Source organism: Candidatus Poribacteria bacterium, assembly GCA_028820845.1.
Lineage (GTDB): Bacteria > Poribacteria > WGA-4E > WGA-4E > WGA-3G > WGA-3G.
In genome coordinates this window covers 1-16,492 of sequence record JAPPII010000010.1, presented here as the reverse complement: position 1 = coordinate 16,492, position 16,492 = coordinate 1, and the positions used below count along the sequence as shown (strand labels likewise).

10 protein-coding genes are annotated in these 16,492 nt (G+C 47.3%); 2 read left to right on the top strand and 8 right to left on the bottom strand.

The annotated features are described in order from the left end of the window. Positions 1 to 16: 16 nt before the first annotated feature. The 5 genes from gyrA to dnaA form a co-directional block, all read right to left on the bottom strand. Positions 17 to 2,551 (bottom strand): DNA gyrase subunit A, encoded by a 2,535-nt coding sequence (gyrA, locus tag OXN25_01945; GenBank protein ID MDE0423611.1) that lies wholly within the window; start codon positions 2,549 to 2,551, stop codon positions 17 to 19. Positions 2,552 to 2,590: 39 nt separating this feature from the next. Next, positions 2,591 to 5,143, bottom strand: a complete 2,553-nt coding sequence (gyrB, locus tag OXN25_01940; protein ID MDE0423610.1) for a DNA topoisomerase (ATP-hydrolyzing) subunit B — start codon at positions 5,141 to 5,143, stop codon at positions 2,591 to 2,593. 226 nt (positions 5,144 to 5,369) lie between these two features. Beyond that, on the bottom strand, positions 5,370 to 5,867 hold the full coding sequence (locus OXN25_01935) for a DciA family protein (protein ID MDE0423609.1): 498 nt from the start codon (positions 5,865 to 5,867) through the stop codon (positions 5,370 to 5,372). Positions 5,868 to 5,889: 22 nt separating this feature from the next. Beyond that, positions 5,890 to 7,206, bottom strand: a complete 1,317-nt coding sequence (locus tag OXN25_01930; GenBank protein ID MDE0423608.1) for a DNA replication/repair protein RecF — start codon at positions 7,204 to 7,206, stop codon at positions 5,890 to 5,892. 572 nt (positions 7,207 to 7,778) lie between these two features. Continuing rightward, positions 7,779 to 9,158 (bottom strand): chromosomal replication initiator protein DnaA, encoded by a 1,380-nt coding sequence (dnaA, locus tag OXN25_01925; protein ID MDE0423607.1) that lies wholly within the window; start codon positions 9,156 to 9,158, stop codon positions 7,779 to 7,781. A 465-nt stretch (positions 9,159 to 9,623) separates the two neighbouring features. On the opposite strand from dnaA, the gene rpmH reads away from it, so the two are divergent. Further along, on the top strand, positions 9,624 to 9,758 hold the full coding sequence (gene rpmH, locus OXN25_01920; protein ID MDE0423606.1) for a 50S ribosomal protein L34: 135 nt from the start codon (positions 9,624 to 9,626) through the stop codon (positions 9,756 to 9,758). A gap of 30 nt (positions 9,759 to 9,788) precedes the next feature. Beyond that, positions 9,789 to 11,039 (top strand): 4-hydroxy-3-methylbut-2-enyl diphosphate reductase, encoded by a 1,251-nt coding sequence (locus OXN25_01915; protein ID MDE0423605.1) that lies wholly within the window; start codon positions 9,789 to 9,791, stop codon positions 11,037 to 11,039. 18 nt (positions 11,040 to 11,057) lie between these two features. On the opposite strand, the gene hisC is transcribed toward OXN25_01915, so the two are convergent. From hisC to OXN25_01900, 3 genes are all read right to left on the bottom strand, one after another. Continuing rightward, on the bottom strand, positions 11,058 to 12,155 hold the full coding sequence (gene hisC, locus OXN25_01910) for a histidinol-phosphate transaminase (GenBank protein ID MDE0423604.1): 1,098 nt from the start codon (positions 12,153 to 12,155) through the stop codon (positions 11,058 to 11,060). A gap of 139 nt (positions 12,156 to 12,294) precedes the next feature. Beyond that, the gene (locus tag OXN25_01905; protein ID MDE0423603.1) at positions 12,295 to 13,404 is read right to left on the bottom strand and encodes an NAD(P)-binding domain-containing protein; all 1,110 of its coding nucleotides are present in this window, start codon (positions 13,402 to 13,404) and stop codon (positions 12,295 to 12,297) included. Positions 13,405 to 13,491: 87 nt separating this feature from the next. Continuing rightward, entirely contained in the window at positions 13,492 to 16,269 is a 2,778-nt protein-coding gene (locus tag OXN25_01900; GenBank protein ID MDE0423602.1) for a glycoside hydrolase family 2, read from the bottom strand. Positions 16,270 to 16,492: the final 223 nt, after the last annotated feature.

Genomic DNA, 16,492 nt, shown 5'->3' with positions numbered 1-16,492 from the left:
ACTGAAAAACTGATAACTATTCCTCCGAATTAGATCCTCCGTTAAGTAGAGAGGAGGAGAGTTCAATTTTGGCGGCATCAACAAGTGTTTCCTCGTTTTGTAGTGCCATAATACGGACCCCTTGCGTATTCCGCCCGATGCGTCGAATATCTGAAACTGCCGTTCGGGTCACGTACCCGTTTGAACTAATGAGGACGAGCTCATCGGTCTTAGCGACGCGCATTGCAGCAACAACCGCTCCATTTCGGGTTGATTTTCCAATGGCAATGATGCCTTTACCACCCCGTTTTTGGACACGGTAAGCAGCAACAGCCGTGCGTTTGCCGTATCCATTTTCAGTAACAATCAGCAAGTCCTCTTTGAGAGCACGGCTTCGTTTCGGTCGCGCCTCTTCAGGAGGCTCACTCTTAACAATAACCATTTGCGCGGTGAAATCATCGTCCCCGAGTTCTATGCCGCGGACACCGCGTGTGTTGCGTCCAAGCGGTCTAACGTCTTCCTCACTGAATCGAATAGCGACACCTTTATGCGTAACAAGGACAATATCGGACGTACCGTCCGTCACTTGCGCACCAATAAGTTTGTCCCCGTCATCAAGTTTAACGGCGATGATGCCGCTTGACAAAGTGTTCTCAAAACTGGCGAGTGCCGTCTTTTTGACGATACCTCGGTGCGTCGCCATAAAGACAAAAGTGTCCTCCGTGGTCCCGTCTCCATTCGTATCAGCAACTTTAGCTTTAGGTGGAACTGGGACGTATGCGGTGATGTTTTCACCTTGTGCTAAGCGCAGTAGGTTAACGACTGCACGACCGGCTGACTGTCTGCGCGCTTCGGGAATTTGGTGAACTTTTAGCGTATAACACTTACCCAAATCTGTGAAAAAGAGGATATTCTGGTGCGCAGTCGCAACGAAAATATGCTCGAGAAAATCTCCATCTTTGGTTGTAGCCCCCTTAATCCCAACGCCACCCCGGTGTTGCTTCCGGTAGGTATCCATAGGCAGCCGTTTCATGTAACCGGCATGCGACAGTGTAACGACCATCTCTTCATCAGCAATGAGGTCTTCAACTTCAAATTCTTTAACCTCACCCGTAATTTCAGTGCGTCGCTCATCGCCGTATTTTTCTTTAAGGGTTTCGAGTTCCGTTCGGATAATATCCGTTACGAGTGTTTCACTGGCAAGGATCGCCCGAAGTTCCGCGATGCGGTCGAGCAATTCAGTATATTCATCGTGAATCCGCTGACGTTCAAGTCCTGTCAACTGTCGGAGCGTCATGGTGAGAATTTCTCGTGCCTGCTGCTCACTGAGTTGATAGGTATCCCGCAATTCCTGCTCGGCTGCTTGCGGCGACGCTGCCGTCTGAACGAGTTCTATAATATCTTCAAGATTTTGTAGCGCAAGCAGGTACCCTTCAAGAATGTGGCTTCTACGCTCGGCACGCGCAAGGTCAAATTGTGTGCGGCGGCGAACCACCTCGCGCCGATGCTCAAGATAATAGTTGAGAATCTCTTCGAGCGTCAAGACCTTCGGAAGTCCCTCAACAAGGCAGAGCAAGTTAGCACTGAAGTTTGTCTGCATCTGCGTGTGCTTATACAACTGATTAAGGATAACCTGTGCGATTTCCCCGCGCTTGAGTGGGATAACGATGCGGATTTCTTTGTCCGATTCGTCCCGAATATCAGAGATGCCAGTAATTGTTTTACTGACCACTAAATTGTACATCCGCTCGAGCAGCTGATTTTTCTTTACTTGATACGGAATTTCGGTTATGACGATCTGTTCTCGGCCGGTCCCTTTACCCGATGTAGAAATTCTTTCTATGAACGCTTTAGCCCGAACAGTGACGCTGCCTCTGCCAGTTGTGTACATCTGTTTGATCCCACTTGTGCCGACAATGGTTCCAGCAGTTGGAAAGTCGGGACCGATGATATGCTCCATGAGTGTTTCAGCGTCAGCGTCTGGATCGGCAAGTTTGCAGAGAAGCGCGTCGACAACTTCACCAAGGTTATGCGGCGGTATGCGCGTTAAATAACCCACGCCAATACCTGTTGTTCCATTAACAAGTAAGTTCGGAAGAAGCCCTGGGAGGACTGTCGGTTCTTCAAGGGACTCCTTGTAGTTGGGTTGGAAATCGACCACCTGCTTCTCGATGTCAGTAAGCATCTCCGAAGCAATAGGGGCGAGTCGACATTCCGTATACCGCATCGCTCCGGGTGGATCGTCATCAATACTACCGAAGTTCCCTTGTCCGTCTATGAGCGGATAGCGTATACTAAAGGGTTGTGCTAACCCGACAAGTGTGCCATAAATGGGACCATCACCGTGTGGATGAAAATTTTTCATTACCTCACCGACGACAGCAGCACATTTGTCGTACGGACGATTTGAGGTGAGATTTATCTCACCCATAGCATAGATAATGCGACGTGTACTCGGTTTCAGACCGTCACGGACATCGGGTATTGCACGGTTCGTATTGACACTCATCGCATAGGTGAGATACGATGTTGTCAGTTCATTCTCTATGTTGCGTTCTTGGATGTTTTCCATATTGTTTTTCTACAGTCAATTACTCCTTTATTAGCAAACCTAAGCACCGTACAGATCGAGACTCACATGGGTGCCGAAGCGTTCTATGAATGCACGCCTCGGTTCAACGGTATCACCCATCAGAAGTGTGAAGACGCGGTCAGCTTCAACAGCATCGTCAAGTGTGACTCTTAAAAGCACGCGTTCATCTTGGCTCATAGTGGTTTCACGCAACTGCTCGGCGTTCATTTCCGCCAATCCTTTGAAGCGTGTAATCGTCAATCCGCGATGCTCTATCTCAAAAAGATATTGCATCAATGAAAAAACATCCCCAGCATGATAAATGTCGCTGTCTTCAGACTGAATGCTGAACAGTTTCTTGCTTTTGGCTTCATCCGTCTCTTTTTCTGGCAGGAAATCCGTGTCTTTGATGTCAAACGCAGCGAGATTTTCTAATTCGCGCTGTAGCTCGTGATACAAGGTCCGACGGGCAACCATCGGCTTTGTGGTGTGCGCTTCGTGTTGCTCGGTTGTTGCCTTAGTATCTTGCTGGCTTTGTGCCTCTCCCTCTGCATCCAGAAATGTGATTTGCGTATCATCTACAGGCGGTGCACCGATTGATTGTATTGTGTCAGAAACTTGCAGGTTATCCGCTATGCTGGCGTTACGCATCGGAGAAGACTCAAGCATCGTTAAGAGTTGATCTACATTATCTGTAAGGTCTCCTGTCTCCGTAGTCTCGGTGGCTTGACCTGTTTTCAGATACATGGATAATTCTTCAGGCGCAATGCCGCTTTGGACGAGTTGTTCAAGGATAGTTTGAACCTTGCGGATAGAACCGGCGATTGTTTTATATTCTGACGCTGCGTAAGGGACCCCCCGTCGGGCGTTTGTTATCTTGACAGTGTCCAAAACCAGAGTCAACAGATAGTCTTCCATCGCTTCATCGTCCTGTAGATATTGGGCACTCCTGCCCTTCTTTATCAGATAAAGTGGCGGTTGAGCGATGTACAGATGCCCAGAGGCGATGATTTCAGGCATTTGACGAAAGAAAAAGGTTAAAAGTAGCGTTCGGATGTGTGCACCGTCAACATCGGCATCTGCCATGATAATAACTTTGGAATACCGAAGTTTCTCAAGCGTAAATTCTTCGGTGCCAATTCCTGTTCCCAAGGCAGTTACAATATCAATGACTTGGGCGTTCTTGAGTATTTTATCAAGCCTTGCTTTGTCAACGTTGATGCCTTTGCCTTTTAATGGTAGTACCGCTTGATTTTGCCGGTCACGACCCTGTTTAGCAGTTCCACCGGCGGAATCTCCCTCTACAAGGAACAGTTCGGTTCGGGTCGGATCGCTTTCAGAGCAATCAGCGAGTTTACCCGGCATTGATGCGGAGTCGAGAACACTTTTACGACGGATAACTTCGCGTGCACTGCGTGCAGCTTCTCGTGCTTGTGCGGCTTGGATCGCTTTCTGGACGATCAGTTTGGAAACGCGCGGACTTTCTTCTAAAATCGTTTTGAGTTGGGTTCTGACAAAACTTTGGACGATGCCTTCAACCTCTGTGTTTCCAAGTTTGGATTTCGTTTGCCCTTCAAATTGTGGTTCCGGCACTTTCACACTGACGATCGCGGTCATCCCCTCACGGATGTCTTCACCGGTGAGATTTATCTTAACGTTTCGGAGGAGGTCGTTGTCAGTCGCATAAGTTTTGAAGGCACGGGTGATAGCACTCTTAAAACCGCTTTCGTGAAAACCGCCTTCCGAAGTTCGGATGTTATTGGCGTAGGAACTAATATTTTCCGTGTACGTGTTATTGAACTGAAAAGCGATTTCGACTTTGGTTTCTTCTTGAATACCTTCTATGTAAATAGGCTTCGGATGCAGTACCTCTTTATTCTGGTTTTGGTAGGTGACAAAAGAAGCGATGCCACCCTCATATTGAAAAGTAACCGGTTCCGAAGTCTCTGCGGCACGCTCATCCAAAAATTGGATGCGGACCCCTTTGTTGAGAAATGCGAGTTCTCTTAATCTATCGCGGAGAATCTCATAAGAAAAATCGAGCGTATCAAATATTTCGGCATCCGGCATGAATGTCGTCCGAGTCCCGGTTTTTTTACTCGAACCGGTCTTTTTTACCTTGGTCTTTGGGATGCCGCGTGCATATCGTTGTTCGTAGATGCCTCCATTTTGTTGGACCTGGACGTGAAGCCATTCAGAAAGGGCGTTGACACAGGAAGCACCGACACCGTGTAACCCCCCGGCAGTTTGGTAACCTACCTGTTCACGACCATCGAACTTACCGCCAGCGTGTAAGGTGGTCATGACAACTTCAAGCGCGGAAAGACCTGTTGCCGAATGCGTATCAACGGGGATACCGCGACCATCGTCAGCGACGGTGACACTACCATCACTGTGGATTGTAACTTCAATTTGCGTACCATAGCCGGCACCGAGTTCGTCTATACAGTTATCCACTAATTCCGTGACGAGATGGTGCAGTCCCGCTGGACCTGTGCTACCAATGTACATGCTTGGACGTTTCCTGACGGCTTCAAGACCTTCAAGAATTTGTATGTCACTGGCTGTATATGTTCGTTCTTGTTTTGGCATATTTCGTGTGGTACCTCGCTATGGGTTGACCGAATGGAATTAACCATCGGTTTGGGTTGGGTGGACATGTCCTATGGATTAGAGCGACCGGATCTTAAAAAAATATATATTAAGTATGACGTAATAAAGAGTGAAATGGTTTCAGTATTGTGGGTAGAACATCCTTTGTTCTGCTGGACACCGCTTGGTGCCTTAATAAATAGAATACCTTATTTTTCCGCCTTTGTCAAGGGTTATCTTCACTCTGTGTAGTGAATAATTGTCGAAGCGATTTTTTTAATTTTGTATCTGTTACATTGGCAAGTGTCTGTTCAATTCGTTCTAATTCTTCGGGGGTTGTCCGACGAGGAGTGTCGGTGCTGGCTGGCTGTGATGGTTCGCGGGGGGATTTGGACTGGTTTGCATTTGTGTCGTGAGGCGGTGCTGTCCGAACTGGACGCAATTCTATCCGGATATCTGTGAGAATGGGTTGCCCCAATTCTGCATTCAAGTCGGCTATGATTTTCGGTTTGTGAAGTAAGAGTTCTCTCCTATAAGGCGGATATTCAGTATAGATTTTCAGGACTCCATCTGAAAGTGATACGGGTAGTGTTTTCGTACCGAACGGGACACCGAGGCGCTTCCGCCAGAGGTCGAAGACTTTCTGTTCAACCATCTTAGGTTCAAGATCATTTCGCCGGATAATTTCTGTGAGGATATCACCTACATTTTCTGTTTTTTGCATCTGTGACCTCGTTTTTTCACGCTTACTTTTCAGAGTGGGCTGATTGGCTAATTCGGGCGTTTTTAACGGTGAGAACATTGGCTTCATGGAGATAATGTACAAGCGGTTCAGCGTGCGTTGCTGTGATGAAAGTCTGGGCACTCAGATTTTGGAGAACGCCTAACAGGTAGCCTATGCGTTTATAGTCCAACTCCGAGGTAACATCATCCAGAAGTACTATCGGGTTTCGCCCGGTTGTGGCATGAATTAATTCTAATTCCGCCAGTTTGAGTGCCAACGCGATAGTCCGCTGTTGCCCTTGCGACCCGTAAGCGCGCGCGACTTCGCGACATGTCCCATTTTTTTCTGTTAGAAGGTCGTATTCGCTTATCACTTTCTCTTCATCATTGTCCGAAATTTGCGATTCGTTCTCGCTTAGGACCGTAGATGATGGATTCTCCAATTCGATGAGGAAATCGTCGCGGTGCGGTCCGACTAACGTTGTCCCTCTCTGTAGATCTGCGGCGCGTGAAGACTTTAATGTCTCACGAAATTGCACTGTAATCTCGCTTTCGCTCGTAATTGGAACCGATTCAACTTCAGATTCAGCCAACAAATTTGGGTCTGCAGATTCGGGTTCCGAATTGTTGTCTGTCCTATCGTCCCGCACTGATGCGGAACGATAGGTCAACGCCAAGTTTTCTTGACCACCGGTAAGTTTTTGATGGTTGTGCATAGCATAGTCTTTCAACTGGTCGAACACTTGTAAACGTTTTAGCGTAATAGCAGTGCCGTGCGTGAGCAAAAGTTTATCCCAAGCGTCTAACTGAGCCGCGTCCACAAAAGTTGTACGAATTTGTTTTAGCAATTCGTTCCGTTGTTTGAGAACTAGCTGATATTTCTGTAAATGCTGTAGATAACTGCTATCAATCTGTGCAATCAGCAGATCCAGAAAGCGTCGCCGTTCTGCGGGCGCGCCTTTCACTAATATTAGAGATTCCGGCGCGAAAAATACGGCGGTGAACTGTCCAATCCATTCAGAACGTTTCGTATGAAGAACGCCGTTCTTTATCAGCTTGAATTGCCCACGGGCACGCTTCGATGCCTCAAGAGATATGACATCATTGCTGCTATTTGTCAACACGCCTTTCAGGTAAAAACCGGGTTCGTTGTGTCGGATGAGTTCGGCATCTCGCGTGGCGCGGTGAGATTCAGCGGTGCAAAGGAAGTAGATTGCTTCAAGCAGACTTGTTTTTCCCTGGGCATTCCCGCCGATGATCAGGTTAACTGGCTTGGAAAAACTCACTTCGCAGTCGACATAGTTACGAAAATTACGCAGAATGATGTTATTTAAAAGCATTGGTTTGTGGTAGATAAAAAATGTTTTGATTTGCTTATGGATTCATGCGTAAAACACGATTGTGTGTGATAAGAAATACTACCTTAGAATTTTTTCTTTTTCTTTGCCTTGTTAACTTATCCACAACCCCTCCTATTAGTACTAATTACGATATATATACAAGATCTTAAATTAGTAGTAGTAGTAGGGGCTGTTGATAAGTGGATAACTCCCTTAAACCCTTGCTGTCACTGGTAACTACCCTGTTGATAGATTGTGGATAACTTTTCGAGTTATCCACAGGTTATCCACAAAAAGAAATAATGTCTGAATTATGCACAAGTTATCCACAATTTCAATAGAGTTATGCACAAGTTATCCACAAGTTATCCACAATTTTAAAACTCGATTATGCACAAGTTATCCACAATTTCAATAGAGTTATGCACAAGTTATCCACAATTTTAATAGAGTTATGCACAAGTTGTTAACAGGATTAGAGGCAATACAGCACCTGAGTTCTGCAAAAAAGTGTGCCATATAAATTGAGGTACAGAGAGTAGATTGATAGGAAACGCTGAAATTGGTGTTCGTTAGCGGAATTGATTGATGAGCGTAGTAATTGCTTTCCGATCATCGTCGCTATCGTCCATTATTTTTTCTATCTGTTTGCATGCGTGAATAACAGTCGTATGGTTTTCTCTGTTAAACGCTTGTGCGATATTTGCGTATGACATTTGCGTTAATTCTCTGCACAGATACATCGCGACTTGCCGGGGGTATGCCAATCCTCTGGTTCGTTTTTGAGACACAAGGTCAGCTGCTTCAATATCAAAGTAGTCGGCGACGGCTGTTTGTATCCCTTTTGCCGTTGCAGATTTCCGTTGACGCAACGGAGAGACGGAACCGACATCTCCGAGGACCTGCCGCGCAAAGTCTATACTCAGTTCCTCCTTAAGTATAGATGCCTGTGCCATAAGACGCACAAGTGTACCTTCAAGTTCTCGGATATTCGTCGTGACCACCTCGGCGATGTAACTCAACACTTCATTCGGGAGATGCTCCATGCCTTGGTCTTGACATTTTTGCTGAAGGATTGCGATGCGCATCTCATATTGTGGTCGGTCGATCTCAGCGACCATCCCCCATTCAAAGCGCGAGCGGAGGCGTTCCTCTAAGTTTTCGAGATTACCGGGGGGACGGTCACTGGTCATGACTATCTGGTTTGAGTTCATGTGAAGGTCGTTAAAAGTATTAAAAAATTCCTCTTGTGTTCCCTCTTTCCGCTGCAAGAACTGTATATCGTCTATAAGGAGCATGTCGGCAGTTCGGTATTTTGTGCGGAAGCCCTGTGCCGATGTACGATTGACGATAGATTCTACGTACTCGTTCATGAAGGTTTCTGACGTAACGTACAACACTTTCTTTTCTCGCTGATTCACTGAAAGCCGGTTGCCAATGGCATGCAACAAATGCGTTTTGCCTAATCCCACTTCACCGTATATAAAAAGCGGGTTGTAGTCGCGTCCAGGATTTTCCGAGACAGCCAAAGCAGTTGCGTGGCATACACGATTGCTGGAACCGACAATGAACCGGTCAAATCTATAATTTGGATTAAGTCCTGTCTGAACTTGTCGGAGTGGTGCCGGTGGGTCATCAAGTGAAGTATTATTTCGGCTGGTCGGTCTTTCGGATTGTATCTCACTCAGATCTTCGTCATCATCGGAAGTTGATTCATCTACTGTGAGGATAAGGGCACATTGGGCACCGATTAATGTGGCTAACACCCGTTGGATATCGGCGCGAAACCGCTCCTCAATCCTGGCACGCGTATACGCAGACGGAACAGCTATATTCAGGGCTTCTGCTGTAATTGAGAGAGGGACTACTTGATGAAGATAGACATCCTGTCGCGCCGCATCGCTGAGTTTTTCGAGTATTTCTAACCAAATTTCGTTTGGGGTCTGCCGCATGAGGTAAGTCCTAAATTCTACGTGTACCTTCCATTACTATTTGCAAGCCATACACTGCCTACTTTACTTGTGAGCAAATGCTTTCAGGTTGTCTCTTTTTTGGACGCTTTGTTTGGAATACATGTAAATTTAACGTCCACTCAGGCTTGCTATTATAAGAATTAATACTAAAAAATATCATACCACTTTTTTGCAAAAATGTCAAAAAATTTTATCCTGGCAAATCCGTAGCATAAGTACCGTTGATAAAACATTTTGGACCGAAATCGAAATTTTGTCAATCTATTTTTTTGACGGTTTGTTATAAAAAAAGTAGGAAAAAATTTGACAATCACTCAAAAATGGCGTATCATTTTAAAACAAAATATAATGCTTTCTGGCGAACTGACACTAAATGCACGACGCAGAAAAAAAGGACGTAATTCCGCATTCGCTTGGCATCAAGACAGAGGAAAGGAGCTGCTCATGAAACGCACATATCAACCGCATCGTCGTAAACGGAAAAATAAATTTGGGTTCCGTAAGCGCATGTCTACGCGGTATGGAAGACAAACGATCTCGCGCCGCCGCGCGAAGGGGCGGAAGGTCCTGAGTGCCTAAGTTAGCTGAACTGACTGGAAGAAAACGCAAATGCCCCGAACATTTGAACTACCTCATTTCTACCACAGTCCGATCATATCCGTTGTAAAACACGCCCGCCGAGAAATTGATGCCCGAAAGCGGGACCTTTCCCCTACGTTATTGGACTTTGGACCTGTCCGCTTTAAGATCGCGCGCCACTTCGGTTTCTGTTACGGGGTCGAAAATGCCATTGAAATCGCCTACCGAGCATTGGCAGAAAACCCCGATAAACGCATCTTCTTGTTGTCTGAAATTATTCACAATCCCCACGTGAACGAAAATTTAAGGGAGCGAGGGGTCCGGTTCCTGATGGATACTGCTGGCGCGTCGCTGCTCCCTTTCGACATTTTGATGCCCGATGATGTCGTTATTGTTCCCGCATTCGGAACTACGCTTGAAGTCGAGCAGTCTCTTAAAGAGCGAGGCGTTACCCTCACGGCTTATAATACGACTTGTCCGTTTGTTGAGAAGGTTTGGCGGCGGAGTGAAGAGATTGGCAAACAGGATTATACCGTTGTTATTCACGGAAAACGGTACCATGAGGAAACGCGCGCAACGTTTTCCCATGCCCAAGCAAGCGCGCCTGTTGTCGTGGTTCGCGATCTTGAGGAAGCACGGGCGTTAGCAAGCGTCATATCGGGTGAAGAAGGCACTGACTTCTTCTTTGAGAAATTCGCCGATCGTTTCTCTCCGGGATTCGATCCGACCGTTCATCTCAAACGCATTGGTGTTGTCAATCAAACGACTATGCTTGCCACCGAAACAGAAGCGATTGCGGATTTGCTACGAGAGGCTGTCGGAAAAACGTATAGCGATGCCGAAGTATCTACGCATTTTGCTGATACGAAAGACACCCTCTGTTATGCGACAAAAGAAAATCAGGATGCTACACTCGCTCTCATTGCTGATGGTGGTGATGTCGCAGTTGTTGTCGGTGGATACAACTCTTCTAATACCAGCCATCTTGTGGAGCTCTGCCAACAGCATCTCCCTACCTATTTTGTCCGAAATGCAGACGAACTGCTCAGTCCCAAACAGATCCGCCATCTTGACTTAGAAACAAAAACGGTGCAGATTACAAAAGGTTGGCTTTTTGAGACGGTCGAGGTACCAGCGTTAGAAACGCCTATTGATGTTGTCCTGACCGCCGGTGCTTCTTGTCCGGATGTCCTACTTGATGAGGTGCTGCAGAAAGTTGTCGGGTGGTTTCCAAACACGCGTCCTGTTGAAGAGGTTTTGGAACCGTATAGCACGCTTTAAGGGTAGAGTTCCAAATCTCTATAGTGCTGATAGCGTTTTCAGTAATACTGATGTTTGTGAGGGTGTACCGACGCTGATTCGGACGTGGTCTTGCAGGCGTGGCGTGTTAAAATATCGGATGAGAATGCCCTGCTCGGCTAACGCTGCTTTCAATTCCGCTGCATCTCTGCCGATGACTCGCGATAAGATGAAATTCGCCTCGCTCGGATACGGCTCCAAAAAGTCGAATTCCTGTAATGCTCGGTAAAGCCTTCCGCGTTCTTCTACAATTTTTTTCACATTCTCCCGCAAGTAATCCACATCCGACAAGGAAACCAGTGCCGCTGTCGCGCCAGCAACGTTTACATTGTAGGGCTGCTTAATCTTCAGCAAATGTGAAAGGATCCATTGCGGAAAGACCCCATATCCGACCCTTAATCCTGCCAATCCTGCCCACTTGCTGAATGTCCGAAGCACAATCAGGTTTTCGTATGCTAAAACCCAATCCGCGCGACTCCCGCCAGCGAATTCAATATAGGCTTCATCTAGGACAACGATTAATGGCAGCTCCAAGAGCCGCCGAAAACACGCATCGTCAAGCGTCCCGCCGTCAGGATTGTTTGGACTGGTAATAAAGATGATTTTGAGGGTACTGTCGTTGTTAGCCAGCGTGACTATTGATTCAAGGTCTAACGAAAAATCCGCTTTTCGCGCAACATCGATTGTGCTGCCACCGTTAAGTTCTGTGTCAAAGCGATACATTCCGAACGTTGGTGGGCAGTTAATGACTGCATCCCCAGGAGCGATGAATAACCTAATGATGAGATCAATGAGTTCGTCCGCGCCATGCCCAACAACGATATGGCTTTCATCAATACCTGTGTATTGACCGAGTGCCTGACGGAGCGATGTGCTGTCCGGGTCTGGGTATATGTGATAATACGTTTCGCTTGCCAACGCTTGATGTACACGCCGTGAGGGTCCATAAGGGTTTTCGTTCGCATCAAGTTTAATGATGTTTTCAGGAGTAATACCGAGGCGTTTACTCAGGACATCAAACGGAACAATCGGCGTATAGGGTGCCATGTCTGCAATGTCTGTGCGAATGAGGTTTTTATATACGATTTTGGAGAGCATTTTTGTGTTAATGGTTGTTGATTATCGGTTGTTGGTTAAGAAGACTTTGGTAACAATCTACCCTTGTTGAAACGCCCAAGTTAAGGTGGATTGTTACATGTTGCCTCTTAACTAACGACTGACAACCGACAACTACTTGCTATTGATTCGGGTTGGGTGAGGTTCGGACCTCAACGGCTTTCGGTGTCAACGCGCCGAGTGGCGTTTCACCGTTTAGCACGCGCACAAAATCGTCTACCGTCATATCTGCCACGCGTAGGTTGGAATCTTCCGTTCTACCAGCGATATGCGGTGTGTGGACGACGTTATCCCTATTGCGCAATTCGTCATCGATAGGGACGGGTTCGATGTCGTAAACGTCGAAGGCACCAGCGAGTTCGTCTTTTACAATCCGTTCCCGCAACGCTTCCATGTCCACAGCGTGTGCCCGCGTAATCACAACAACCAGACTGCCTTTCCGCAGATGATTGATACGTTCTCGATTCAACAGATGTCGCGCTGACGGGGTCGGTGGGACCGCCACAAACACGATATCTGAGGTATCCGCAAGCGTGTCCATATCCGTACGTTGCACATCCCACTCTTGAAGGAGTTCGTCCGGGACGTACGGATCAAAACCCCTCACCGTTGCCCCGAAAACCCGACACCATTTCGCGATTTTTCCACCAATTTGCCCGAGTCCAATAACCCCGATGTTTTTCGTGCCGAGGTCGCCGTTAACAAAATCAGGATCGTCACAGAACTGGTGTGCAGCAGGGAGTTTATCGAGTGGGCCCCCGCTTTCCCGTGCGTTGAGTGAACCCCACATCGGGTTTTCCCAATCCCACAATTTTTCACGATTTGCCATCCGCAGGTGCCACTGTGCTGTGCGGCGCAGCGAAGACAAAGCGAGACCGAAAGCACATTCTGCCACGGATTGCGACCATGCTCGCGTCGATTCAATAACTGGGATCCCGCGTGCCTGAAGTGCCTGATACGGGATACCGTGTCCAGAATTATCTGTCATCGCGCCAAGCACTTTGAGTTTTGGGGCTGCTGCGATACAGGCTTCAGTCAGGTTTCCACCGAAATGAGATATTCCAATGGTTTCACTTAAATCGATCTGTTCATGGATAGGATCTCGGCTGTCGGTGTTGAGAACAAGTGTTACGCCGAGTTCTTCTAACCGGCGCACCATCTGTTCGTGTACAAAGGGCCAAGAAATCTCTAAGTTAGAATAACGCGTGAATACAAATTCAGGGCTTGCCATAAATTTTTCCTTTTTTTAATGGTCGTCAACCATTTGGGGTCAGTAACTCGCTTGTGGTGGACAAAACATTTACAAAAACTACACGCTCTACTGATCGCTAATGGTTTCCGACTGCTGATAGCCAATACGCAGATGCGGTCCAGTGGGGTATCTGCCCATGCGCGCACCGTAGAGTGCGAATCCATCTTTCGCTTCATAAAGGACTGTTAGCGTGTCTGATGCACCGTTCAAGACATCTGATGCCTCAAACTTGATATTGTAAAGATAGCCGTAAATGCCTGGTTCTCCGTGGATGTAAGAGAGGACACCGCGGGCATCGGCTGGACAATCGGGAATGCGGATCGTGTCTATTTCAACGCCATTGACAGAGATCGTTACATCCGATGGATGTTGCTCTGGCTCCGTTTGACGGGCACCACTATACGCGCTGGAGGCTTCAAAAATGAGTTCCATTTCTGCAACCTCTGCTGGATTAAGTCCCTCTGGCAATGAGATCTCATATTCGACATAACCGCTCCCAACTCCAGAGAAAAGTTGTTCACGCTTTGTTGATTCCTCCCAAGAGGATGCGGATATGTTGTCAGGGACGTAGTTGAGCGTAATTTGTTTTGAACCACTTGATTCGATTGGGGCGACCGCCTCTACGAAGTGCTCGAAGTTGATGAAGTTACGAGCGACAATAGTACCTGTGCCATCTGTTACCCAGATATGCAATGTGCCGACTGCCGGATGGATGTCTGGTACGACAAGTTCGAGTTCATGCACCTGCTCCACCTGATATTGTGGGAATGGAATCTCAACTTTTCCTGAGACACATCCGCGTGTAACGTGTCCAGTTGCTGACATTGTGTCCAGTTGCCAGTGAAGGGTTGTCTCTGTAATGGTTTTATGTGAGAAGTGGCTCGCGTAGATGTCGGCTTTTATCCGTTCACCCGGCGCAACCGTTTTACCCGGCGGATAGTCGATAGCGATAAAGTCAAGTGTATTGATATCGAGATAGTCATATCCGAATGCCTTTATCGATCGGTCGTAGTTCATGAAACCGTTGTGCTCCCACTCGATGTCCTGCAACTCTGTGTAGATGTAGCCGCAGATTTTCGGATGGAGGCGGAGTTCGTTGGTAAGGTATTTGAAACACCAAGAGACATCCTTATCTCCTGCACCCGCTGAGATACCGCCGTATTCACTATTAATCAACGGCGCATCTGTCTGTACGTTACCACCAACGTAGTTAAACGCTGAACCCGGGTACGTCTCTTGGACAACGTTCGCGATGTGTTCCTTCGCTTGTTCATAATCATTAATGTAGAAGTGCCACGAATTGATGTCGGTTTCCACGTGGTCATATAGACATGGCGAGTTGTCCTCTATCAAACGCGTCTCATCTAAGGATTTAGCGAGGTGATACATCTCACGCACCCATTCCTGGCGTTCAGGCATCTCTTTATACTCTCTGCCACCGAGTCCCCACGTTTCGTTGAAATTGCACCATGAGATGATTGACGGATGATTGTAATCGCGCGCTATGTTCCCACGAAGCGTTTCTACAAACCGGGCTTGTGCTTCCTCCGTGTAACTCCCGAAGTTAGGAATATCACACATAAAGAGCATACCTAATTTATCAGCCCAGTAGTAAAGGCGCGGCTCGTCTACTTTAATATGCAAACGCAGGAAGTTGAACCCGAATTCCTTTGCGCGTTCGATGTCCCGTCGGATCGCTTCGTCTGTGAGGAAGGTGTATACGCCTTCTGGATTGAAAGACTGATTGAGAGCACCGAGCAGGTAAATAGGACGGTTATTGAGGTAGATATACTGATAGTCCCCACCCGGGGCTTTTGCAATCGAGACTTTCCGCATCCCAAAGTAGGTGAAAACTCTGTCAATCACAGATTCCCCTGCGGTCAACGTCAGTGTGAGGTTATAGAGGTGGGGTGTATCCACATCCCAGAGATGCAGGTGTTCTCGGGGAATATTAATAGGAATTGTAAGTGTAGTTTCCGCCCTTGTGCCTTTCACAACTTGGTCGGTTTCCGTTCCACCGACTGCTGCCCGCTGCCCGCTGCCCGCTATTTCTCCCATAGGAGAAACGCACTGATAGTTAAGCGTGGTTCCGGTGCTGACTTCTCCGTCAATAGTGATGTCAAGCGTGGCAGTGCTGTTGTCGATAGCAGGGGTGATATGGCACTGCTTGATGTGCGTTGCATTTCTGGGTTCAAGGTAAACCGTCTGCCAGATGCCACTCGTGCGTTCGTACCAACCTATCTGTTTTCCAGCGAGCTGTTCACTGTGGTCCTGCGCGTCATAAGCACGAACGACGATGACTGTAGATGCGCCGGGTGTGAGTGCATCTGTGATGTCAAGTTCAAAGGGAAGGTATCCATTCTCATGTTCGCCGATGTATTCACCGTTTACCCAAACTTTTGCGTGCCAGTCTACTGCGCCGAAAGTCAGAATCGTCCGTTTTCCGTTCCATGTTTCTGGAACAGATACGGTTTTGCGGTACCATCCAATGGTGTGTCGAGGTGCTTCGCGGTAATTGCCGCTCCGCTCGATGCCGCCGCAGGTGACCTCTTCAGGTGTGAGATAGGCATTTTTGCTCAGGTAATTTTCGTTATCCGCTTGCGCTTCTTCTCCCCATGCTGCGAGGCTTTCCCAGGGATACGGAACCTGTATTTGTAATGTCCACGGTGAATCGGCAGTACATTCGAGGGTAAACCATCTATTTTGCTCGCCCGTATCATCTGGATCAAAAGCGAACTCCCACGTGCCGTTGAGGCATATCCAGTCAATACCTTCTGATGTGCCACGTTGAAAGTCAGGACGGGGATACTCTGGGCGGGGTATGTCTGTATTGTTTCCTGTCATATTTTTCCTTTGCTAATGGTTGTTGATTACTGGTTGTTGGTTATTGGTTGGGGCAGTTGCGTAGTACTTGAATTCCACAAGGTCGCTTGCCCATTAACCGAGAACCATTAACCGATAGCCAGTATACCATAAATCGCGTTTCTTTACAATTTTTTATGAAAAAAAATATTTTAGGACTTACGCAAAATTAGAAAATGAGTTGATATATTCTCAGTCGTCGCTT